The following is a 24,253-nucleotide window of genomic DNA, read 5'->3' on the forward strand; positions in this document are numbered from 1 at the left end:
CACCTCATTCCGTGATAGTAAAAGCCTCCTCGAACCAATGTTCTTCGAGGTTGGGCCCGGCTCCAATTCGGTCGACCACCGCAAAAAGTCCGGGCGCATGAAGTGGGGTCAGCACGCCATGCCACGTGTTGCGGTGATAGTTCACGCCCTGCCCAGGCGCTGTTTTGAATGCGATAGGCTGCCCGGGCGTGCCGTCCACATCGGGCGCCACAACCACAACAAAGGGCTTATCCGACAAAGGCAGAAAGGCCTGGCTTCCATCTGGGTGGCGTTCAACCATTTCCAATTTGATCGGCAGGCTAAAAGCTTCGGACTGAAACACGCTAATCCCGGCGCGCCCATCATGAAAATCCAGCGCGGCGCGGTCGTGATACCGGGCGCACTTGCCCTGATTGATGAATTTGTCCACTTGACCCGCTACTTCGATGACATCACCAAATGGCGCAAAAGCCTCGAACGTCAGGGGGCGGAGTGTCAGGGCTGCGGTCATTGGGCAAACTTCTCAATCAGGCGTAGTTCAGCGATCCGCTCAACCTGGCGGCAGGCTTCGGCAAATTCTGTGTCACGATCGCTGTCGATACGGCGATGAAAAGCATCCAGAATGCTGGCCTTCGTGTTGTCCTTAACGGCTATGATGAAGGGAAAGCCAAACTTGGTCGTGTAGGCCTCGTTCAGAGCGGTGAAATTCGCGCGCTCTTCATCCGTCAACATATCCAAACCGGCCCCGGCCTGTTCAGCTGTGCTTTCCTTGGTCAGACGCCCGGCTGCGGCAAGCTTGCCAGCCAGATCCGGGTGGGAGGTCAGGACACCGAGGCGCTGTTCGGACGTGGCCGAACGGAACACACGTGCCAGCGCATTGTGGACACCGGCAGCATTGTCATGGGTTGGTCCCAGTTCCAGCGCATACGCACCCTCGGCAATCCACGGGCTGTGTTCGAACACGCCGCCGAATTCAGACACAAAGGTGGATTGGTCCATATCGGACGGCGTTAAGCTATTCATCGGTGGGTGTTCCTTTGCCCAGTGGTCGGCAATCTGTTCGCGTGAGGCAAACCAGACACCGTCGTGTTTCCTGAAGTAGTCCAGCGCTCGTTTCAGCGCCATGGCGCGACCCGGGCGACCAATCAACCGGCAGTGCAAACCAATTGACAGCATCTTCGGCGCGCCGGCCTCGCCCTCGGCATACAGCATATCGAAGCTGTCCTTGAGGTAACTCTCGAACTGTTCTCCGTTGGTGTACCCGGCCTGGATCGCAAAGCGCATGTCGTTGCAATCCATCGTGTAGGGCATGATCAGCTGATCCTTACCCCCCGCTTTGGTCCAATACGGCAAATCATCGGCATAGCTGTCAGCTATATAGGCGAAATTGCCTTCCTCGGCCGCCAGATTGACCGTGTTCATGGAACAGCGCCCCGTATACCAGCCCCGCGGCGGTTGGCCCGTGACCTCTGTATGCAGGCGGATCGCGTCCCGTATCTGAGCCCGTTCTTCCACCGGGTCCATGTCCTTGTGTTCAATCCACTTCAGGCCATGGCTGGCAATCTCCCAACCTGCATGTTGCATGGCAGAGACTTGGGCCGGAGCGCGCGCCAACGCGGTGGCAACGCCATAAACGGTGACAGGTAAATCCTGCAAAAGCTGATGCACCCGCCAAAAACCGGCGCGGCTGCCATATTCGTAGATGGACTCCATATTCCAGTGCCTCTGCCCGGGCCAAGGCGCCGCGCCGGTGATCTCGGACAGAAATGCCTCAGAGGCGGCATCGCCATGCAGTACGTTGTTTTCACCGCCCTCTTCATAGTTCAGTACGATCTGAATCGCGATCTTGGCATCATTTGGCCAGTTGGCTTTGGGTACATGTCCACCGTAGCCGGTCATATCTCGTGGATAAGGCTTCACATCAATTTCCTTCTTCTTGAATTGATCAATACCCCAGACAATCAATGATGTTTTTCAAAAAATTCGCGAAGCTGCCTTAGGATAAGCACCCTTTGCCAGTTGCACGGTTATCGGAATACTACAGTCAAAACTTGAGGAGAGTTTCTAATGACCGGCTATCTTACGACACACGTACTGGATACAGCTCGGGGATGCCCTGCCGAAGGCTTGAAAATAGATCTATTTCGGATTGAAGGCATAAACCGCTCATTGCTGAAATCCCTGGTCACCAATGAAGACGGGCGCACCGACGAGCAGATTCTGCCCGCGGCCGAGTTTTCTACTGGGGAATACGAACTGGTATTCTATGCAGGAGAATATCTTGATGCGTCGGGCACGTCACATGAAGAACCACGGTTTCTGGACGTGATCCCGATCCGCTTCGGGATGTCTGAGCACTCGCACTACCATGTGCCACTGCTTCTGTCGCCATTCGGATTTTCAACCTATCGCGGCAGCTGAGGCCCCTACCAGGACGTGTTTGCCGCTGCAATCGAAGAGCCAATGCGTTCTATGACATATTCCATGAAAAGTCGCGTTTTTGGGTCCTGCATGCGGCGGTGCGTAAACAGACACGCCATTTGTATAGGTTCCGGTGGTGTTTTTTGCGCCACCGGAACCAAGTTTCCGGCCTTAAGGTGTTGAGCGATCTCAAATATCGGCTTCATTGCGATGCCATGACCGGCCAGCGCCCAGTCCGTCAACACGTCGCCATCGTCTGACTCATAACGCCCAGAGACGCGGAACCGTTTTGGACCGGTATCTGTTCCAAGAAGCCATTGAAATTCGGTTGCACCCGGAAAGCGAAGGTTCAGGCACTCATGCGCATCGGCGATAATATCCTCGCCACTTTCAGGCATCCCACGATTTTTGATGTAATTCGGGGATGCACAAAGAACTCTTTCCACATCTGCAATCTTTCGGATGCGCAAATTGCTATCCTCTGGCTGACCTAGAAAAAAGGCGAGGTCCAAGCCTTCGGTCGTCAGATTTACCTTTCGATCAGTCAATCGAAGCCTGACACTCACCTCAGGGTATTCAGCGAGAAACTTTGGCACCTGAGGCGCAATCAATCGCCGGCCGACGCCCAATGGCGCCGCCACGTAGAGCGAGCCTTTAAGGTTCTCAGTAATATTGACAATTTGTGCTTCTGCGCGATCGACCGCTTCAAGAATGTCCGCCGCCCCGCGATAGAAAGATTTTCCTTGCTCAGTCGGCGTGAGGCTACGTGTAGTACGTTGAAACAGACGTACGCCAAGGTGCTCTTCCAGTTGTGATATTCGCGCCGACGTTACCGCCGGTGAAACCCGCAAGTCACGGCCCGCCGCGGACATGCTGCCCAATTCGTAGACCCGGACAAAGGTTCTGATGTTATCAAGGTATGACATTTTTTTGCATTTTTTGATACTGCTTGGTCTTTGCCAGCAATACCAGAAGAAAACAGTCTCGCCTAGAGTACCGGCAACGATAGAATCTTAGGAGCAAAGCCATGTATGATCTGGCCGTAGTATGGGAGTGGATCGCCTTTTCGGTCCGCTGGCTGCATGTGATCACCGCGATGGCGTGGATTGGGGCGTCATTCTACTTTATCGCGCTCGACCTCATGCTAAAGCCGAACCCAGCCTTGCCGGATGGGGCTTACGGCGAAGAATGGGAAGTGCATGGAGGTGGGTTTTACCACACCGTCAAGTATTTAGTGGCCCCTGCCCGGATGCCCGAGCATCTGACCTGGCACAAATGGCAAAGCTACACAACGTGGCTGTCAGGCGCGGCATTGCTCATGATCATTTATTGGGTCGGTGGCGAACTGTTCCTGCTTGATCCAACCAAAGTGGACCTGGCGCTGTGGCAAGGAATTCTGATCTCTGGTGGATCCCTGACAATTGGCTGGCTGCTCTACGATCAGATGTGCAAATCCAAGCTAAGCGATCACCCGACAGTTCTGATGCTGCTGCTGTTCGTGATCCTCGTGATCATGTCCTGGGGTTACAACCAGATTTTCACAGGCCGCGCCGCGCTTTTGCACCTTGGTGCCTTCACCGCGACGATCATGACAGCCAACGTTTTTTTTCAGATCATGCCAAATCAGCGGATCGTGGTCGAAGATCTCAAGGCCGGCCGGACGCCGGACGCCAAATACGGGAAAATCGCCAAGGTACGTTCCACCCATAACAACTATCTGACGTTGCCGGTCGTGTTCCTGATGCTGTCAAACCACTATCCGCTGGCTTTCGGCACTGAGTATTCATGGATCATCGCCAGCCTGATCTTCCTGACTGGCGTAACTATCCGTCATTACTTCAACACTATGCACTCTACTGGAAAGGGCCCGCACTGGACTTGGGCAGTTACGGTTCTGCTTATGATCGTGATCGCTTGGCTCTCGTCGGTCAGAAGCGGTGAAACGTGGGAGGACGCTGAAGCCCGGGAATTGACGACATATGAGCAGAAATTTGCGTCAGCTGCTGGATTCGAAGAAGCGTACGACACTGTCTTGGGAAATTGCTCAATGTGTCACGCGCGTGAGCCCGTTTATGGCACCATGAAATGGGCTCCGAAACAGGTATACCTTGAAACACCTGGCGATGTCGCCCGCAATGCAGACCAAATCTATCTACAAGCCGGCATCAGCCATGCAATGCCACCGCCATCAGCGGTTCAAATGGATGAAGAAGCACGCCAGACGATCATCACATGGGTGCGTGAAGCTAGGCGTCAATAGGTTCCTTCCATCAGAGACATGGCAGATAAACTGGGTTCCGTCGCCCAGTTTTTTGTTCTCAGAGGACTACGCAAAAAACCGTTTACTGTGCCGCGCTATATGTTCGACGAAGAGACGCACCTTTGGGTCCTGAAGTTTTTTGTGTGGATATAGACATCCAAAAATTGTCGGCAATGGCGGCGTATCCGGCAGGACCTCGATCAACCGGCCAGCCTCCAGATGCTCCCGCACATCGAAACGCGGTTTGTTGACGATCCCCTTGCCCGCCAAAGCCCAGTCTGTCAGCACGTCGCCGTCATCCGCATCGTACTTTCCGCGGACTTCAAGTTTTCGCGGCCCCATATCAGTCTGTAGCATCCAGAAATACTCAGGCGATCTGGGATAGCGCAACAAAAGGCAATTATGCGGCGTATTCAACAAATCGTCCGGCGTCTTGGGCACACCAAAATTCGACAAGTAATCCGGCGAGGCGCACAACACACGATCGCAATCCGCGAATTTCCGCAGCTTCATCGTGGAATCGCCAGGCTCTCCGATGAAGAACGCTATATCCAGACCGTCGGCCAGAATATCTACCTTGCGGTCGGACAGGCGCATGCGAATCTCAGTTTCCGGGTAGCGGTCTGAAAACTCCGGGACCAATGGCGCAACGATTCTGCGTCCAACACCCAGTGGTGCAGTGATACGGATTGCACCGCGCGGGGCATCTGAAAAGCTGGCTACTCGCGCTTCGGCATGGTCCAACGCCAGCAGAACGGCCTTGGCCTCGTCATAAAAGACAGTTCCCACTTCGGTCGGCGTCATCGACCGCGTCGTTCTGTTGAAAAGACGTACGCCCAGATGGTTTTCCAACTCTTTCAACCGTTTGCTGGCCACAGCGGGCGTTAACCGCAGGTCACGCCCGCCGGACGTGATGCTGCCCAGCTCCATCACTCGGACAAAGACCCGCAGGCTCTCGATGTAAGACATTCGATCCTCCCAGTGCGGAAAGACTGCGTTATGGGCCTCTCTTTTTCAACGTTTTGTTGAAAGTATTTGCCGTTTGCGGCGATTTTCCGACTCAATCTTTACTTTTATGGTCCCGCTGATCCCCCACCGGAAGGCAGGGGAAGAGGGAGAATTTCATGACGCATCGCACCGACATCCAGTTTGTCCTGAATGGCAAGGATGTTTCCGTTCCAAACGTATCGGCCGACCAAACACTTCTGGATTTTCTGCGGCTGGAGCGCCGCCTGACAGGCACAAAGGAAGGCTGCGCCGAAGGTGACTGCGGCGCCTGCACCGTACTAGTCGGACGGCTTAGCGACGCCGGCCTGACCTACGTCCCCGTGAATGCGTGCATCCGGTTCCTTGCCTCTGTCGATAGGTGTCATGTCGTAACCGTCGAACATCTGTCTGGCCCCGATGGCCGACTGCACCCGGTACAACAGGCCATGATCGATCATCACGGCAGCCAATGTGGGTTCTGCACCCCGGGGTTCGTGATGGCGCTGTACGCCCTTTGGATGCAAACGCCCGAGCCGTCAGAGGCGCAGGTCGAGACCGCGCTGCAGGGCAACCTGTGCCGCTGCACCGGGTATGAACCAATCATCCGCGCCGCCGTCGCCGTCAGCCGCTATGGCACCCCGGCATCGGATCACCTGAATACCGAGCGAGAGGCCATGACCGCGCGTCTGGCTGCCCTGAAAGACGGGCGGCGCGTTGTCTCCGGGCCTGAAGATTGCCTGAGTATCCTCCCGGCCAGTGTCGATGATCTTGCCAAGTGTCTGCAGACCTATCCGAATGCCACGATCGTTGCCGGTGCCACGGATGTGGGCCTTTGGGTCACCAAGTTCCTGCGCAACATTGGGCCCGCTATTTTCACAGGTCACCTAGAAGACCTGAAAACAGTCAAAAGACAGGGGTCCCTCCTCCTGATTGGTGCTGGCGCCAGCTACACCGATTGCCAAGATCTCCTGTCAGAGCACTTGCCACACCTGTCCTCCTACTGGGATCGCATCGCGGGGTGGCAGGTGCGGAATATGGGAACCGTCGGCGGCAACATCGCCAACGGGTCCCCCATCGGGGATACGCCGCCGGTTCTTATCGCCCTTGGTGCGGAAATCACCCTACGGCGCGGCACCAAAAACCGGACGCTGCCGTTGAATGAATTCTTCATCGACTACGGCAAGCAAGACCGCCAGCCTGATGAGTTTGTCGCAAGTATCCATGTCCCCCTGCCCGGGCCTAACGATCTGGACGCGGCGTACAAGATTTCCAAGCGTCGTGACGAAGATATCTCCTCGGTGGCTGCCGGCATCCACATGACAGTCGAAGAAGGCACCATCAGCAATGCGCGCATCGCATTTGGTGGCATGGCCGCCACGCCCAAGCGTGCATCGACTGCCGAGACCGCGCTCAATGGTCAGCCCTGGTCGCGCGAGAGTTTTGAAGCCGCTGCCTCAGCGCTGGCGCAGGATTTCTCGCCTCTGACCGATTGGCGTGCGTCATCTGACTATCGAATGCTGACTGCGCAAAACCTGCTGCGTCGGTTCTTCCTTGAAAACGACGCCCAAACCGACACCCCCGTTCAACTGGCTTATGCCTGATCAGGAGACGCAAAAATGAAAGATAACGTTTCCATCATGGGATCGGCCCACACTAACGTGAACCATGACAGTGCGATCAAGCATGTTACTGGGCAGGCCGACTATACCGACGACATTGCACTGCCCGAAGACGCGCTGCACGCGTATCTCGGTGTTTCTGACGTCGCGCACGCCAAGATTTTGGGCTGTGATTTTTCCGAGGTGTTGGCCACACCCGGGGTTATCGGAGTGCTGACTGCCGATGACGTGCCGGGTGTTAATGATATCAGCCCGACCCACCTGAACGACGAACCGGTTTTCCCGACCGATGCCATTCAGTTTCATGGCCAGCCTCTGTTCGCCGTGGTTGCCGAAACCCGCGACATTGCGCGTCGTGCCGCTGAACTGGCAAAGATCGACTACGAAACCCTGCCCCACGCGCTAGACCCTATTGCCGCGCAGGAAGCTGGATATCCGCATGTTACGGCGCCCCTCAAGCTGGAGCGCGGTGATGTCGCCCCTGCACAAACCGCTGCTTCCAACCGGATCAAAGGCCGGATGAGCGTTGGCGGTCAGGATCACATGTACCTCGAAGGTCATATCGCTTTTGCTATTCCGGGCGAAGATGACGACGTGATCGTGCATTGTTCTACGCAGCACCCGTCCGAGGCGCAGCACATGGTGGCGCATGTCCTAGGCGTGCCGTCCAACGCGATTGTGGTCAATGTGCGCCGCATGGGTGGTGGGTTTGGTGGCAAAGAAAGCCAGATGAACCTGTTCTGTGCAGTCGCAGCCATGGCCGCCAAAAAGTGGAAACGCGCTGTGAAAATCCGCCCCGACCGGGACCAGGATATGACAGCAACCGGCAAACGCCATGACTTTGTAATCGACTATGATGTTGCCTTTGATGACGATGGCAGGATTCAGGCGGTTGAAGGCAGCTTTGCCGCACGCTGCGGGTTTTCGGCAGACTTGTCAGGCCCAGTGACCGACCGGGCGCTTTTTCACGCAGACAACGCCTATTTTTACCCAAATGTTCGCCTAAACAGCCATCCGATGAAAACCAATACGGTTTCGAATACCGCGTTTCGTGGATTTGGCGGACCGCAGGGCGTGATCGCGGCAGAACGGATGATCGAAGAAATCGCCTATGCCACAGGGCAAGACCCACTGGATGTGCGCAAGGCCAATTTCTATGGCACTGAAGACCGCAACATAACGCCGTACCGTCAGGAGGTAGAGGACAGCATCCTCGACCGGCTGGTTGGAGAGCTGGAAGAAACTTCTGAATACCGCCAGCGCCGCCAGGACATCATCGCCTTCAACAAGACATCACCGATCCTGAAAAAGGGGATCGCGCTGACACCCGTCAAATTCGGCATTTCCTTCACGGCGACTTGGTACAATCAGGCCGGTGCCCTGGTTCATGTCTACAATGACGGCTCGATCCACCTGAACCACGGCGGAACAGAAATGGGGCAAGGCCTGAACACCAAAGTCGCGCAGGTCGTGGCCGAGGCATTTCAGGTTGATTTCAATCGCATAAAGATCACCAAAACAACAACCGAGAAGGTTCCCAATACGTCGGCTACAGCGGCCTCCAGCGGGACGGACCTGAATGGAATGGCTGCATTGAACGCGGTCGAGCAGATCAAATCCCGTCTGATCGAATTTGCAGCTGAGACCTGGAATATTGCCCCTGAGGAAGTGGTCTTCCACGCCAATCAAGTGTTTATCGGCGACGAAGTTCTGCCCTTCGATGCATTCATCAAACAGGCCTATATTGCACGTGTGCAACTGTCGGCCGCCGGGTTCTACAAGACCCCGAAAATTCACTGGGACCGTTCCAAGGGTCAGGGGCGCCCGTTCTACTACTTCTCCTATGGCGCATCATGTTCCGAAGTGACAATCGACACCCTGACCGGTGAATACCGGGTTGAGCGTACCGATCTTCTGCACGACGTCGGGCGCTCACTGAACCCTGCGCTCGACAAAGGTCAGGTCGAAGGCGCCTTTATTCAGGGTATGGGATGGCTGACCACCGAAGAGCTGTGGTGGGATGACGCTGGTCGCCTGCGCACCCACGCCCCGTCGACATACAAAATTCCTTTGGCGTCAGACCGCCCGCGCATCTTCAACGTGAACCTCGCCGATTGGTCGGAAAACCGCGAATTGACAATCAAACGCTCAAAGGCCGTCGGCGAGCCGCCGTTCATGCTGGGTATCTCGGTGTTCGAGGCCCTATCCATGGCCGTAGCCTCTGTCGCTGACTACCGCGAATGCCCACGGCTGGACGCCCCGGCCACTCCCGAGCGTGTCCTGATGGCCGTTGCGCGGTTGCAAGAGAGGCCCTGAGCCATGGCTGCACAGGGTTCCCTGAGCGAATTTCTGTCCACGCAGCATTGCGTGATCCGCGTTGCGCTGACCCGCGTACGCGGGTCTTCACCGCGCAATGAGGGGACAGAGATGTTCGTTGCACCCGGAGCACTGTGGGGAACCATCGGCGGTGGACAGTTGGAGTTCATGGCCATCAACGCGGCGCGGGATATGTTGCGCGATGGCGCACTGCACCTGGATCTGGATGTGCCACTGGGACCTGAAATCGGACAATGCTGCGGCGGCCGGGTCGAGATGAAACTGTCTCGCATGCGAGCGTCAGACAAATGGGCAGCAACAGAACGCGCAGCCCGGCGCGATGAAGCCTTGCCCCATGTTTATGTCATGGGTGCAGGTCACGTAGGGCGGGCGCTTGCCAACCAGCTTCAGCACCTGCCAGTGCGGTGCATCCTTGTCGACACCCGTGCCGAAGAAATCGACCTTTGCACCGCAGATGTCGAAACCCGGGTGAGTGCTATCCCCGAAGCCGAAATCCAGAGCGCGCCCGCAGGAAGTGCCTTTATCGTTCTGACCCACGATCATGGGCTGGATTTCCTACTGACGTCTGCCGCGCTGGAACGTCAGGATGCTGCTTATGTGGGCATGATCGGATCCGCTACCAAGCGGGTAAAGCTCAGAAACTGGGCGCACAAAAACTGTGACGGACAGTCTATAGAACACTTGAATTGCCCCATTGGGGCAAGCGGTAGCCGCGACAAGCGGCCCAGCGTCATCGCCGCCTTTGTAGTGGCCGAAGTGATGGCTGAATTGACCTCTGAAACTGCCGCGACCGCCCTGACCGGGGCAAACCAGGCGCCCCAGGTGGGCCACCATCACGACCGGAAAGGGAGATCGGCCTGACATCTGTCGGGCAATTCCGGTTACATCAGAGGAGGAGACCGTCATGGACGGGAGGACCTACGAATACAAGCTGTTTACCCGCAGCGATTTCAGCGCTTTCTGGGCGCTTTTTACGGACAACCTTGTAAACTTACTGATCCTGTCCGGGGTCTGTCAGTTCGTGTTCCAGATGCCAGCGGACATCGTCTTTGGCCGCATCGTCCCAGGTGCCGCCGTTGCGATCCTGGCCGGTGTCGCGGTTTACGCATACCTCGCTAAATTTGCGGCGAACAAACGGGGTGAAGATGTAACCGCCTTGCCCTACGGCATCTCAACGCCAGTCATGTTCGTCTACCTGTTTGGCGTGATCGGTCCCATTTACTGGGCCACCAACGACCCGATGCTAGCTTGGCAAGTGGGCATCGGTGCCGGGTTCATGGGCGGCATCGTCGCGGCTTTGGGTGCCTTCGTAGGACCCTACCTCAAGCGGATCACACCCCGCGCCGGGATGTTGGGCACGCTTTGCGGTATCGCCCTGGTCTTCATCGGCTCGGTGCCTCTGGCCGAAGTCTTTGAAAACCCCATCATCGGCTTTACGTCGCTTCTGTTTATCCTATGGGGATTGATCGGTCGGTTCCGCCTTCCGGGTAACGTCCCTGCCGGTTTGGTCGCAATTGCAGCCGGTACCGTGATTGCTCTTGTTCTTGGTGAAGCCAAAATCGACACAAGCGGCCTCGGCTTTTACCCGCCAATCCCCTACATCGGCGATCTCGTCGCGGGTGTTCAGTACTTGTTTGCCAATCCCGAACTGTTTCTGGTTCTGATCCCGGTTCAAATCTACAACTTCATCGAAACGATGAACAACGTGGAATCGGCCGAGGCGGCAGGAGACCACTACCCGGTTGGCGTGTGTCAGGTGACGGACGGCGCGGGCACCATGCTGGGCGCTCTTTTTGGTTCGCCTTTCCCGACAACAGTCTACATCGGTCATCCCGCCTACAAACGGCTTGATGCACATGCCGGGTACATCGTGGGCGTGGCCGTCGTAATCGCCGCAGCTGCGTTCCTTGGCTTCCTGTCTTTCCTTGCCGGCCTGATCCCGATTGCCGCTGCTGCACCCGTATTGGTCTTTGTTTCGGTAAGCCTGATCACAAATACCGCTTGGGCCGTGAAGCCGATGCACATGGCTGCGGTGTCTTTTGCGATCCTGCCCCATATCTCGGCCTTTCTGATGGTCAAATGGGGATCACTGATGAACGCACTGCGCAGTAGCGGTGTCGAGGGGCTGCCTTCGCTTGGTGACGATGGCTTGACCGCAGCACTTCTCATGGAGGGCGCTCACTACGAAGGGCATCTTGCCCTGAGCCAGGGTGCAATCATCACGGGCCTGATCTGGGGCGCCATTGTGGCGGACGTGATTGATGGCCGTTTCCGGATGGCCGGGGCGTTTGCTGTCGCTGGCGGACTGATGTCTTCGGTCGGTGTTATCCACTCGTACACGCTGCAGATGCCTCAGTTCGACGGGATCACCATCGGTTACCTGATCATTGGCGCATTCCTCTACGTCTACCCGATGTTCGCACCCAAAGAAGATCTCGAACATCGTGTAATCGTACCGGATGAGCCTGATCTGATCGACGACGACTCACCGGCACAACAGGCCTGATCAACAGCGGGGCAGCCGCTTGGCTGCCCCCCCTACCCTTACCCTACCTTACGCACGAGACCTTTCATGACACTGAGATTGCTTCGCGGTCGTCTGCTGACCTTTCATCGCGAACCGCAAAACGGCGAAGATTCCGGCGCCTACACCTATCTCGAAGACGGCGGCCTGCTGATCCGGGACGGGATCATCCAGGAAACGGGACCCTTTGCAGAGGTGAACGCAGCTGCCGGCGATGTTCCAGTGACAGACCACCGACCACACCTGATGATGGCTGGCTTTATCGACACACATATTCACTTTCCACAAGTACAGGTGATCGCCTCGTGGGGCGCGCAGTTGCTGGACTGGCTCAACAACTATACCTTCCCGGAAGAAACCCGCTTTGTTTCGGATCAGCACAGTACACTGATGGCGCGGGCATTCTTCGATCAACTCATAACCCATGGCACGACCACTGCGGTTGCCTATTGCTCGGTCCACAAGACGTCGGCTGACGCCTTCTTTACCGAAGCAACCAGACGAAACATGCGCATGCTTGGCGGCAAGGTCCTGATGGACCGCAACGCCCCAGAAGGCCTACTGGACACACCGCGAACCGGATACGATGACACCAAAGCTCTGATCGCGGACTGGCACGGCAAGGGCCGGAACGGCTATGTCATCACACCTCGTTTCGCGATCACATCCACGCCTGAACAAATGGCGATGGCACAAACCCTCGCGCAGGAACATCCGAGTTGCCACATCCAGACACATCTGTCGGAAAACAAGGATGAGATTGCCTTTACCAAGCAGCTTTATCCGCAAGCACGCGATTATCTGGACGTCTACCAGTCTTATGGTCTGCTGGGCCAAAAGACATTGCTTGGGCATTCCATTCACCTGGAACGGCGCGAGATCGACGCGCTGGCAGAAACAGGCGCACATCCTGTATTTTGCCCGACCTCGAACCTGTTCCTTGGCAGCGGCTTCTTTGATCATGAGGGGCTGAGCGCGCGCGGTATTGCAAATGGGATCGCCACAGACGTTGGTGCAGGCACCAGCTACTCGATGCTTAAAACCCTCAATGAAGGCTATAAAATTTTACAGTTGCAAGGGTTGGCCCTGCATCCCCTGCAGGCGTTCCACTGGGCAACTCTCGGAAATGCCAGTGTGCTGGGTCTGGAAGATAAAATTGGCAACCTTGACCCCGGTACCGAAGCGGACGTCGTAGTCTTGAATGCGAGCAGCACACCGGCAATGGCCCTGCGTATGGATCGCGTTGGAAGTCTCGCAGAAGAATTGTTTGTCTTGCAGATGATGGGTGACGATCGCGCGATTGAAGAAGTCTACGTTTCAGGAACACCGAGCAAGATTGCCCCCGAACAATCGACCTGGACTGATGGTGTGCAAATCGTTTTGTAGGCGGCATCGTCACGGGAACATCTGCTGGGTTCTGTTGCAACTAATCTAGCCTCGAACGGCCCGAACCTGCCCATCACTAAGTAATCAATATGCTGCGCTCGCAGCCCGCATTGCCGACACTCCGCGACGTTCACATTTTCATACTCAGCCCATGATTTCGCAGGCATTAGCTTTGCTGCCGCGCAATGATCCCCATAGTAGCGGCAACCAACCTGGACACGGTCAATCCACCGATTCCGTCCACGTCGACCTCTGGCATGATCTCAACAAAATCGACGGCAGCGATCTGGCTTCTTTCTGCAACTGCAAGGATCAAATTCAGAATGTCAAAGTAACTCAATCCACCGGGTGATCTTCCAATTGTGTTAGGAGCAATTGACGGATCCATTGCATCAATATCGATGCACAGGATAACATTCGCATTCTGCGGTATTTGATCAATGACAGATGCAAACCCGTGGCGATGCAGGTCCAGGCCCGTAAAAAACTTGGCCCCCCAAGCGATGGCGTCTTCTAAATCCGATGAATGGCCAGACCCGATGCCACGTGCTCCAATCTGAATGATCCGGGTAATATGCGCCATTTCGGACGCACGCCGCATCGTTGATGAAAGCCCATGGGTTTCACCCATGTGACTGTCTCGCCAGTCTATATGCGCGTCGATCTGCAAGATTGTGTAGGACTTTCCAGTATCCCCCATTGCATCAATCATCGGGATCGGAACGGAGTCGTCTCCGCCAATCAGGATGGGTACGACGCCTTGACCAACGATTTTCGAAACGGCTTGACGGATGGTTCGTCTGTTGGCAGCAAAGTCGCTTTCACTCCATGGCAGGTCTCCGCAATCAACTGCGCGCTTAGTGCCTTGCGGGAAAGTGGGACCGCCAAGGTCGAAATTATGTCGATCAATATTGGCAGTGAGCGATCCGATGGCCTTCCGCAGAGAATTAGGGCCATTCTTGGCATAGGCTCCCACGGAACCATAAGGAGTTGCGCAGGGTGCACCAATAAAAGCCGAAGAGGCTTCAATTGCGTCAAGATCGTTGCAAGCTTCGAGACCTAGAAATGTTTTGGTCTCCTTTGCACCGAACAAAGCGGCAAGATCTGGCTTCTCTGTCAAAGCGTTGGTCCCTTGAAATCAGCTTCGGGTTTGTAAGCATACATAGGCTACGTGGGAGGACCCTATCAAACGACAAACAAACTGTCGCGGCCCATACCAGCCGTTGACTCGCGGCGCTGGTGTCGCACGGCGGTCCGTCATTCCTGACATTCGCTGCAACTGTACATTCTGGACGAGTGTAAGTTCACAAATTGGTTCCACGTGGTCGATCCGGCTTTGAAAGTAGATTCCACTTTAGCGAGTTCTCAGGTAATAGGTATTCATGGATATCGTCGTCATTACGACCATCATCACTTCTCTTTTTGTTGTAATCGGCGTGGCGGAACCACTGGCCGCACGATTGCGCCTGCCTTACAGTGTTATCCTCGCCATCCTGGGGATTGTGATCGGGCTTGGCGCAACGTTCTTTCTCGACACTGACCTGACGGATGCGCTGAACCCGGGGGCGCAGGCGATTATTGATCTGCCGATCCGGTCAGACGTCTTTCTCTATGTTTTCCTCCCAACGTTGCTTTTTCAGGCGACCCTCGGCATGAACCTGCGCAGGATGCTGGATGATTGGATGCCCATCCTGATGATGGCCGTTGTGGCTGTGATTGTAGCGACACTTTCAATTGGCTATGCGCTGAGTTGGGTAAGTTCGCTGCCGCTGGCTGCCTGCCTGTTAATTGGTGCTATTGTGTCGACAACTGATCCCTCAGCGGTTGTTAGCATTTTCCGGTCGATCTCGGCACCGCGCAGGCTGTCGCGAATAATCGAGGGCGAAAGCCTTCTTAACGATGCCGCTGCAGTTGCGCTTTTTGGGCTATTCATGAGCTTCGTCATGCTCGGGAGACCCGATCCCCTACTAAGTGAAGCCCTGGGGCAGTTTCCGCTGTTGATCGTAGGCGGAGCACTCACCGGTTGGTTCATGGCGCGTATAACGGTCTGGGTGATCGCTTTTGTAGATCGCTGGGAAATGGCGCAGATTTCAATTTCCATTGCGTTGCCATACCTCGCCTTTATCGTTGCAGAACAAAGCGTCGGGGCTTCGGGGGTCATCGCGGTGGTGGCCGCAGGTCTTACACTTAACCTCACAGGCCCCGGTCGTCTGTCACCGGTCGCCTGGACAAATCTGCAAGAAGTTTGGGACCTCCTGGCACATTGGGCCGGAGCGTTGATCTTTATTCTTGCGGCCTTGCTGATCCCAAGATTGTTAGAAGGGGTGCGGCCGTCTGACGTCGGCCTGCTGGTTGTGGTGGTTCTTGCCGCAACATTTGCACGGGCGGCGGTTCTGTTCGGGTTGTTGCCATTGCTCACAAGAATAGGCCTGTCGCCAGTTGTTGAGCGCCCCTATCGAACCGCGATGTTGTGGGGTGGTTTGCGTGGTGCCGTGACCCTGGCGCTGGCACTGGCAGTCACTGAAAACACGCATATCCCGCTCGAGACCAAGCGCCTGGTCGGCATCCTGGCCACTGGCTTTACACTGTTCACACTGATTGTTCAGGGAACAACCTTGCGCACAGTGATCACAAAGCTGGGGCTCGACAGGCTTTCTCCGCTTGATAGGGCCCTTTCACGCCAGGTGGTCGCGGTCGCCTTGCAATCAGTACGCGAGGACGTGTCGCGCACCGCAGAAAACTACAACCTGACCCACGATATCGTCAGAAACGAGGCCAAACAATTTAGCGAACGCCTCGACGAGGCCGTAAAGGCCGCCGAAGACAGCGCGCAGATCCTTGATCGCGACCGGATCACGCTTGGCCTTATTGCACTGGCCGGTGCAGAGCGGGATTCCGTACTGACCCGGATGCGGGAACGCACCATGTCATCGGTACTGAGTGAGAAAATTCTGTCCGATGCGGATCGGCTAATTGAAGGCGCACGCACCGGAGGGCGGATCGGCTATCAGCGCGCGTCAAATCGGTCCGTCGTTTACGGCAGATCTTTTCGGATCGCCGTGTTTGTGCACAACCGGTTTCGAATTTCGTTCCCGCTCACTCGTATTACTACGGATCGGTTCGAACGATTGCTCATGCAACGCTTGATCCTGCAGGACCTCGATGGTTTCGTCCGTAGTCGCATACGCCGAATCCATGGCCGGCGGGTCGCGGAATTGCTTGATGAAGTATTGGTGCGGCGATCCGAGGCGGTTGAGACAGCGCTTGAAGGTTTGCGGCTGCAATTTCCCGGCTATGCCGAAAAGTTGGAGAGACGATTTATCCGACGAACGGCGCTGCGACTGGAAGAACGTGAATACGCGGTCATGCGTGAAGATGGCCTTGTGGGCGAAGAACCTTATTCTGTGTTGATGCAGGAAGTGGCCACGCGACGTGCTTTATCAGAGGGGCGTCCAAAATTGGACATCACTCTTAAAGGGCGGGATCTGGTCAGGCAATTTCCACTATTTTCCGATCTTGACAAGTCTTCACTCAGGAAACTCAGTAGAGCGCTGCGTACACGTTATGCCAACGCAGGCGATACCATCATTTCCAAGGATGAATTCGCCCGGAGTGTATTCTTCATTGCTTCTGGGGCAGTTGAAGTGGAGTTCGGCAGACACACTACGCGGTTAGGGCGTGGCGAAATGTTTGGACAATTGGCCATGCTATTGAAACGGCCACGTCGTGTAAACGTGCGGGCGTTGGCACCCTCAACTCTGCTTATGCTCGACGAAGCGCGTTTTCGGCGATTGCTCCGGCGAAGTAAGGCCATGCGAACTTCTGTCAAGATAAGCGCAAACAAGCGCATGATCGACCCTGCAGTGTTGGATTTGGATGACCCGTAGAATCCTATGAAAAACGGACCATTTCTTGAGAAATCATCAATTGGAAAGGAGCCGCGGAAACAACGGTGTTGTCGTCTCGGCACGAGTCGGGTTCTGTTTTGTCGAATGTCTACTCCTATCAGAGGTTTGTTCCCTAAAAAGATCGTCAGTCACGAAGTGCGGCTGTATGAGAAGGATGGGCACGCGATCTGTGACAGATCCGGCCCGATCCGGGCTTTCACAATCTCCGAAGTCGCTGCATTGCAGCTTCCCTGAACCGGACATTGGTATCGAAAACTCACTCCGTGCCCTGGCAAACTCATAGTCACTTTTGGTGCGGATCGCAGCTTTGACGTCTGCCAGCACTCGTATTAGCCGCTTCCAAGCAACACCGTCCGTGAGGAGTTGAGCGTTCTACCAACTTCAGACACGGATCTTGCTCGGTGTCAGTATCTTAAATTTAGCTTAGCAGCATCTCCAGAAAGTCTTTTCCGCGCACAAAAGTCCACCAGCTTGCAATCGTTCCGCAACCGATCGCAATCGACACCCTTAAGGACATCTCTGGAGTTGGTCCGAACCTTGCAACAAGGGACAGAAGCGGCCAAGTCACCAAGACAATTGCCAGTTGACCAACTTCAACACCAATGTTGAAGGCCAATAGGCTCTGCCAGATATTCGGGGACGTTACCTGCAGAATTTCGTGCAAAACGAAACTGAAGCCGAGACCATGAAGGAGGCCCATCAATACGGTTATAACAAAAACCTTTCTGTTGGAGCCGGTATCTGAGCTGCCCTCCAACACCGCCAGAAAAGCTGCATAGATGATAGACAAAGCAATGCCCGTTTCCACAAACGGGACAAACCATGCGCCCGATGGTACGTAACCAAAGAACCCGAGCGACAGTGTAACGCTGTGACCAACTGTAAAGCCAGTGACCCGCCATAGAAGTGCATGCAATCCGTGCGCTCCTATGACGAGGCAAACAACGAACAGGACATGGTCGACGCCCTCCAGAATGTGGCGCACGCCCTCCCATATAAAGGTTGCGATCCCTGCTATTCTGGATCGGGAGACCTCGATCGAGTCCGTCATCAGCCCCCGTGTTCGAAAAATCAATGGATCGCTGGCACCGTAATCCAGGATGAGGTTCGCCGTCATATCCTGGTCTGGCAAACGGGGATCAAGCAGGCTGGACAGGGTGTAGGTCGAAGGTGCATGCCCGAAATTGTATTGTACTACAATGTCCACAACCACGTCGCCGACATAGGCAGGTGGATTGGCCTTCAGGGTTGAGCCTTGAGAAACAGCTTGTTTGGCTTCATTCAAAGTTGCAAAGCCAGGTTCTTCGCCCACACGATGAAGCGCAACAGATTCAACATTGCCTGGAACATGCGTTCCCTGGGTCTTTAAAACTGTGCCAGTTTCAGCAATTTGACCGAGCCCAAGCGGGTCTACGGCGATTTCGACGGGGTCGACAAAGTGAACCACACGGCCATCCTCAAAAGCATTGGTCGTAAATGGTGCGGCTGACGGAAGACCGCCCTCAACTGGTTCACCGGCCTTGTCCGCGACAAGATATGGCATCGGCACACGCATAAAGATGCGAAGGCCGTCGTTTGTGTGTTCAACATGAAAGACGCGCACATTGAGGTTCAGAAGGAAATGCGCCTGGCTTGCGACCGCAGAAACGATCAGACAGGCAGCTACACAAACCAACAGGATTTTTCGCAAACGATCAGACATCTGGTGAACGTGCCTCCAAAACTGTGATGGCGGAGAGAGCCCAGTTTCCTCGGTCAGGCTGGAATTCTACCCGGGCGCGATAGTCGACGCGCCGACGGTGATCATGACCCCAATGTCCGGCCCGGGCGTAGACGCGCCACTGTATGACGCCTTCGAACTTTCCTCTGCGACTCATGTCGCCTTCGACAATGACGACATCCGTGACATCGACGATTTGCGCACGCCCGCCCCCGGGCACCCGGATCGTCAAGCTGGTTTCCAGTTCTACGGCCACATCAGAGAGCGATGGGCCCATAACGATCGGTGCAAGCGCCAGTTTCCTTTCTTCGGAGGACACTTCGAGAGCCGCCACATATGTGTTAGTCAGAAGACGGGATAGTGCATTCGTCACAATCTTCGCGTCAGATTGGCCAGAGATCGGGTTTAGGACCGGAATTGCTTGTTTCCCTGAAAAAGCGATGCCCGCACTAAGAGGTATTGTTGATAGCGCAACAACACCAATCCATATCAGGGTCTTTGATGATCGGAACGCTACCACACCTGCGCCCACGAACAGGGCAACAGCCAACACTGTCCACGACGGAATAGCCAAGATGCCCACAGCTTGAACCGGCGTGACTTTTGGATTGTTGTATCGTTTCAGATGGTTGGTCCATGTGACGACAGGTTCGTCCGGTGTTGCCCAGGCGAAGAACGGCCCAGCAATGTCTGTCAGCGTTACCGGAACTTTCTGGATCGTATCATCAAACATGTCCCAGTTGATTGAGATTCGGGTTGGCAACTCCGAGATCGGATAGGTCAGGATCACCCCGACAAACGTTGCATCGGTTATGAGTTTTGGATGGTTTTCAACGACTTGAAACCCTCGCTCTCCTAACGTCAGAAATTCTCCCCGAACAAAAGCAGGTGGGACGACGTTTCCCGAAATACTCAACGAATTTCGAGTTTTGAATAACTCTAACGCAGCGGATAGAATCTGCGACTGAAGCTCAGGTTCCAGCTTGGTACCCGTCGTCAATTCCCGGTTAATCCATGGCGCGAGTTCCCGAACCCGGATGAGGATTTCGTGTCGAACCTCACGCGGCGCCACATACAGGAATGACGTAGTGCCGTTTTGGGCCGACCGATTGAGGTTAGGGTTTTTTAACGCCGTAAACCATGGATCAGCCCAGTCAATCGTCAGATGCATATCTGTTCTCAGAAAACTGAACCGCGTGATCGGGACTGAGCGGTCGAAAACAATGAAGCCAATTGCTGCTGTGCGCGATCCATCTTCGGCAAAGGGAGGGCGAATGATAAGACTCTCAGGTCGCGCACCCTCAAAACTATAGAATACCTCAATAAACATAACGTCTGGGTTTTCAGGCGGGCTGGGAATTGGCCTGCCGGTGAAGGTGTCTGTCATTCCGGCAAAGGGCGAGGCCCGGTCAATTCTTTGTCGACGTTCCACACTTAGCAGATCAAACTGTAGCGGTTTCCCGTCAGAACGCGCGATCACAGGGCTTTCGGTATTCTCACCGCGTGACTGATGAAACTTGGCCGGTGTCGCATGGGATGCAGTTGTCAGCTTCAACTGAAAGGCGTGTTCGAAAACCTCCAAATCCTCGGGGTAAATTTCCAGTTCCAGACGAATACCTTCGTCTTCAATTCGGAACACGGCGATATTTTTGGCGACTTCTGCCCCGCTGTACGGGATCACATCGCCCTTGACGGTGGTCGCAAGGATGAAAACCGCGATTGCCGCCGTCAAGCATCTGATATGTAACAATAATCTCGTCATTGCGTAAAGAAACGGTACAACGTCTCCCCCTTTTATTTCCGCGGATACACAAGTGTCGCAGACAGCCGAGCCCCCCAACCATCGGGTCCGGAGTCTGGTGAAGTGAGGTAGTAACGCGCACCCGCCTGCAGCGACACGCGCTGTTCCCCAAACCTGGCCAGCTTAGAAATCATGAGGTTCACCGGCGCGGTCCACTCGTCCGTGGTCCAGTCATAGGTGGATTCGGAATTCACCGTGTATGTCCAGGCGTCCTTGGTGGTGTGCGCTAGGAAGGGCTGAAGATAGGTAGAATTGATGTCGTCGCTTTCGAATGACCAGATATGGTTACCCAGCCCACCGATGGTCCAGGGCCCCTCCTGCACCAGTATGACACCAGTGATCCCTCCGCCCCATTCGCCCACGCCCAGTTCGCGGTTGCTGGAAGTCGGCAAATAGAAGATGGGCCCGACCCCCCATGTAAACGACGATTTGGTTGGGCTGAACCAAAGACTTATTGTCGTATCCCCGAAACCCTGGTTGTTTCCGTGCTTTCCAGAAAGATCGTTCTGCCATTTGTAAGGGATGATCGTCCGGGTGATCAGGTTCAGGTTGCCATTCAGCGAAATGGGTATGACGGGTTGAATGTTGAGGGTTGTCTGACTGCCTGCCTCGCTGCCGTACCCGGTGTCGTAATTAAACTGGAAGGGAACCGAGATCAGCGACGCCAACGGGTTCGACAATTGTTTGGCCAATTCCGAGTCATCTGCCGCAGCGGACGGGCCGAAAGCCAGGGCGGTAAACACAACAGGCCAGCACAAACCCACTGAGCTCGATCTGGATATCGGAGACTTGGCAAAGGCGTTCATCAATCCGTTCTTTCCTTTGTACGACTACCCTCATGCCATCGGTCAGAGGCGTATCGACCTTTGGTTCTTGGGTTCAGGAGGGTGTCTTCGTTCCGAAATTCTGGTCGTTGCAAACACCAAGAGCGATCAAAAAGGGCGCGCCCGGCCGGCGGGTGCGCCCTTGGCAACCGGACTATTTGTCATCCGGCATCTTCGGTGGGGTGTAACCCTTCCATTTCCCGGCCAAAATCTTATCAGATGGTTTCTTTTCCTTGGACCGCGGCGCATTGTTGTACGCCTCCGTCACCGATGGCGGCAGCGCGTATTCATCCACAGATGCTTCGCGCACGATGATTTTGTCCTTGGTGACGTTTATAACCGTCAGATCGCGCGTTAGCGTAAGATCCCCGTCATATGTTGCACGAATGCCTTCTAGAATTGCCTGGTAATTCTCGGGCGACAGTACTGAATGATAACCCACCGCGTGACGTGGCTGTACTTCGGCCATGACTTTGCCAAAAGCCGCAGGCTCGGTGTGAACGCGCGTGGATACATACGTCGCTTGGCCAAGGGTCCAACCAAAATAGGGTGCCAGCGCTTTCGGTGGCAGGAAGGCTTCATGCGATGCGATATCTGCGCCTTTGGCGTATTTCACGTACCAATTGTTCGGATAGGTGTCGCCGCCAAAAACATACTTTAGCCCGTTCCATTCCAAAGAATAGCTTACTGATCCATCCAGAAGGTGAATGGCCGGCCAGGACCGTATCGTCACACCGTTTTCTTCGTATACGATCTCATTTTCCTGCATGTAGTCGAATTCGGTCACTTCGATCTTGCCGCCATCGTCCGGCAATGCGCCTGTGCGACCTTCAAGATCCCAAGCGTAGGCTTTTTGGCTGTTTTCAACAAAAGCCTTTGTGCCCAGTTCCGGGGTTGATCCGGTGGGTCCGAAAATCCTCAAAGGGGTGTAGCGGCCGGACAGCCAACTACCGATGTGCAGCCCCATGAAGTCGCCGACATGATCGACATGCAGGTGGCTGATGAACACCTTGTCGATCTTCGAGAAGTCTGGCCTGAGTGAGAATAGGTTGCCCATCGAACCCATGCCTACATCGAACAGGAACACATCGCCGTTGCCAAGCTCGACAAGAAACGAAATGGACACTGCAGCCTTTGTTTGGTTCGGCATGCCAGTTCCCAATGCCGTTATCCGCATTTCATCTGTCCCCAGAATTTCCGTATTCGGGAAATAACTGGCTGGATACTCTTCGTCGCTGATCTGCGTGGCGGTCCTGCCGGTCGGCAGGTTTTCAGCATGAGCTGCGGCGACGCCAAAAGACATAACCAAAGTTGTGCAGGCAAATGCCAAATTGTGAAATCTTCTACCAATGCAATAAAACATATTCTCCTCCATCATTTTTCTTGTCTCAGTTGCAGACCAGGCCGGGCCCGCAGTTGCACAGATCGTTCGGGTTATCGGGGTCGTTGGCGGCGCAGTGACGAACCTCGCGGCGGTCGTGCCGGCGATGCACACCTGCCACCGATCCCGGCGACATTGGTCGCCCGAAATGGTCGATGAACAACGTGCCGGGGCCTGTGGCTTGTGGAATGTCTCCCTTGATGACCTTGACGCCGGGATAGGTCATCGTTCCCTGGTCGTTTACTGGCCGCCGCGACAGCTCCACGACCACATCGACGGGCTGCTCTCCATCCGAAACGATGGTCAGCAAGGCGTTGGGCGGGTCCACGGCAAAGCTGTCGTCGCCCTCGGACACCATGTCCAGAAAGCCCTGTATGCTTTGGACACCGGCATACCGCACCGGCCTGTCACAGAAGAATGTGACGATCGGGCTGACATCTGTCATCGTTATCGTATCAGCGGTCATTGATACTGAACCGGCATTCTGCACGAACAATGCCTTGCAGTCCTGACCATCACCGTCCTGTGCTTGAACGGTAGACAAGAAGCCCAGAACCATTGGACATACGAAGAATAGCGATTGGCAGGTTCGTTTAATCATTCCCGTCTCCTTGCGTGGTACAGTTCAAATCACGGCGCCGGGCAAGCTGCCTGTTCGGGCGACCGTCATGCCGCATCAGTGGTGACCTTGTGCCTTGGCTTTGACCGAGGCCTTGTTGACGTATTCCATCAGTTCGAGCTTCAGATCCTCGCAGATCTGCTTGTATTCGGCCGCTCGGGCTCGCCCGGTTTCCCCCTTAGTTTGAAAGCTGTGGAAGGCGGTCACTGCCTCGCCGAAGTCACGGCAAATCGCCTGAAACCTTGGATCGCTCCGCGACAAAGACACGATTGTGAATTCATCGTTAGGCGATTGTTTTACCAATTCGGAACATCCGGCAGCAAGAAAGTTTTCCACTTGCTCCCCTCCCGTCAAAGGCCATTGGCCGTCAGTGAGAATTTGTTTCCACGGTCTGTCTGCCGGGGCACCCCATGGAGACACCAGATTAACATCCAGCGTCCGCGGACTGGGGTAACGAACATGTTCTGAACGTGTTTGGAACCTTAAA

General features: G+C 55.2%; 19 protein-coding genes. 8 read left to right on the plus strand and 11 right to left on the minus strand.

The annotated features are described in order from the left end of the window. Positions 1-4: 4 nt before the first annotated feature. Complete coding sequence (locus tag ACR0IY_RS09130) at positions 5-490, minus strand: ureidoglycolate lyase (RefSeq protein ID WP_480672436.1); 486 nt, start codon at positions 488-490, stop codon at positions 5-7. After that, positions 487-1,899, minus strand: a complete 1,413-nt coding sequence (gene puuE / locus ACR0IY_RS09135; RefSeq protein ID WP_480672438.1) for an allantoinase PuuE — start codon at positions 1,897-1,899, stop codon at positions 487-489. The genes ACR0IY_RS09130 and puuE overlap by 4 nt, the downstream gene beginning before the upstream one ends. Before the next feature lie 147 nt (positions 1,900-2,046). On the opposite strand from puuE, the gene uraH reads away from it, so the two are divergent. Beyond that, entirely contained in the window at positions 2,047-2,400 is a 354-nt protein-coding gene (gene uraH / locus ACR0IY_RS09140; protein WP_480672440.1) for a hydroxyisourate hydrolase, read from the plus strand. Positions 2,401-2,405: 5 nt separating this feature from the next. On the opposite strand, the gene ACR0IY_RS09145 is transcribed toward uraH, so the two are convergent. Continuing rightward, positions 2,406-3,326: a LysR family transcriptional regulator gene (locus ACR0IY_RS09145; protein ID WP_480672442.1), complete on the minus strand. Its 921-nt coding sequence runs from the start codon at positions 3,324-3,326 to the stop codon at positions 2,406-2,408. Positions 3,327-3,427: 101 nt separating this feature from the next. Between ACR0IY_RS09145 and ACR0IY_RS09150 the strand changes: the two genes are divergently transcribed. Beyond that, positions 3,428-4,660: a urate hydroxylase PuuD gene (locus tag ACR0IY_RS09150; RefSeq protein ID WP_480672444.1), complete on the plus strand. Its 1,233-nt coding sequence runs from the start codon at positions 3,428-3,430 to the stop codon at positions 4,658-4,660. Positions 4,661-4,726: 66 nt separating this feature from the next. On the opposite strand, the gene ACR0IY_RS09155 is transcribed toward ACR0IY_RS09150, so the two are convergent. Continuing rightward, positions 4,727-5,629 (minus strand): LysR family transcriptional regulator, encoded by a 903-nt coding sequence (locus ACR0IY_RS09155; RefSeq protein ID WP_480672446.1) that lies wholly within the window; start codon positions 5,627-5,629, stop codon positions 4,727-4,729. 155 nt (positions 5,630-5,784) lie between these two features. Between ACR0IY_RS09155 and xdhA the strand changes: the two genes are divergently transcribed. The 5 genes from xdhA (at position 5,785) to guaD (ending at position 13,513) form a co-directional block, all read left to right on the plus strand. Continuing rightward, on the plus strand, positions 5,785-7,248 hold the full coding sequence (xdhA, locus tag ACR0IY_RS09160) for a xanthine dehydrogenase small subunit (RefSeq protein WP_480672448.1): 1,464 nt from the start codon (positions 5,785-5,787) through the stop codon (positions 7,246-7,248). A gap of 15 nt (positions 7,249-7,263) precedes the next feature. Continuing rightward, a complete protein-coding gene (gene xdhB / locus ACR0IY_RS09165; protein ID WP_480672450.1) occupies positions 7,264-9,582 on the plus strand; it encodes a xanthine dehydrogenase molybdopterin binding subunit in 2,319 nt (772 codons plus the stop codon). A gap of 3 nt (positions 9,583-9,585) precedes the next feature. Next, positions 9,586-10,464, plus strand: a complete 879-nt coding sequence (gene xdhC, locus ACR0IY_RS09170) for a xanthine dehydrogenase accessory protein XdhC (RefSeq protein WP_480672452.1) — start codon at positions 9,586-9,588, stop codon at positions 10,462-10,464. A 43-nt stretch (positions 10,465-10,507) separates the two neighbouring features. After that, on the plus strand, positions 10,508-12,109 hold the full coding sequence (locus ACR0IY_RS09175; protein WP_480672454.1) for a xanthine/uracil/vitamin C permease: 1,602 nt from the start codon (positions 10,508-10,510) through the stop codon (positions 12,107-12,109). A gap of 66 nt (positions 12,110-12,175) precedes the next feature. After that, the gene (gene guaD / locus ACR0IY_RS09180) at positions 12,176-13,513 is read left to right on the plus strand and encodes a guanine deaminase (RefSeq protein WP_480672456.1); all 1,338 of its coding nucleotides are present in this window, start codon (positions 12,176-12,178) and stop codon (positions 13,511-13,513) included. 166 nt (positions 13,514-13,679) lie between these two features. Here the strand turns inward: guaD and ACR0IY_RS09185 are convergent, their stop codons facing one another. After that, the gene (locus tag ACR0IY_RS09185; RefSeq protein ID WP_480672458.1) at positions 13,680-14,633 is read right to left on the minus strand and encodes an arginase family protein; all 954 of its coding nucleotides are present in this window, start codon (positions 14,631-14,633) and stop codon (positions 13,680-13,682) included. Between the two features lie 262 nt (positions 14,634-14,895). Between ACR0IY_RS09185 and ACR0IY_RS09190 the strand changes: the two genes are divergently transcribed. Further along, the gene (locus ACR0IY_RS09190) at positions 14,896-17,400 is read left to right on the plus strand and encodes a cation:proton antiporter (RefSeq protein ID WP_480672460.1); all 2,505 of its coding nucleotides are present in this window, start codon (positions 14,896-14,898) and stop codon (positions 17,398-17,400) included. A gap of 439 nt (positions 17,401-17,839) precedes the next feature. Here ACR0IY_RS09190 and ACR0IY_RS09195 read toward each other — a convergent pair whose 3' ends face one another. The 6 genes from ACR0IY_RS09195 to ACR0IY_RS09220 form a co-directional block, all read right to left on the minus strand. Continuing rightward, positions 17,840-18,868, minus strand: coding sequence for a HupE/UreJ family protein (locus tag ACR0IY_RS09195; protein ID WP_480672462.1), 1,029 nt, complete (start codon positions 18,866-18,868; stop codon positions 17,840-17,842). A 247-nt stretch (positions 18,869-19,115) separates the two neighbouring features. Continuing rightward, a complete protein-coding gene (locus tag ACR0IY_RS09200) occupies positions 19,116-20,891 on the minus strand; it encodes a hypothetical protein (RefSeq protein ID WP_480672464.1) in 1,776 nt (591 codons plus the stop codon). A gap of 44 nt (positions 20,892-20,935) precedes the next feature. After that, positions 20,936-21,748 carry a transporter gene (locus ACR0IY_RS09205; protein ID WP_480672466.1) on the minus strand — a complete coding sequence of 271 codons (813 nt, stop codon included), beginning with the start codon at positions 21,746-21,748 and terminating at the stop codon, positions 20,936-20,938. Positions 21,749-21,920: 172 nt separating this feature from the next. Continuing rightward, positions 21,921-23,069, minus strand: coding sequence for a guanitoxin biosynthesis MBL fold metallo-hydrolase GntH (gene gntH, locus ACR0IY_RS09210; protein ID WP_480672468.1), 1,149 nt, complete (start codon positions 23,067-23,069; stop codon positions 21,921-21,923). An 85-nt stretch (positions 23,070-23,154) separates the two neighbouring features. After that, positions 23,155-23,748, minus strand: coding sequence for a hypothetical protein (locus tag ACR0IY_RS09215; RefSeq protein WP_480672470.1), 594 nt, complete (start codon positions 23,746-23,748; stop codon positions 23,155-23,157). A gap of 75 nt (positions 23,749-23,823) precedes the next feature. Continuing rightward, a complete protein-coding gene (locus tag ACR0IY_RS09220; protein ID WP_480672472.1) occupies positions 23,824-24,102 on the minus strand; it encodes a hypothetical protein in 279 nt (92 codons plus the stop codon). Positions 24,103-24,253 lie beyond the last annotated feature (151 nt).

It is taken from the genome of Ruegeria sp. BC1, assembly GCF_056539305.1.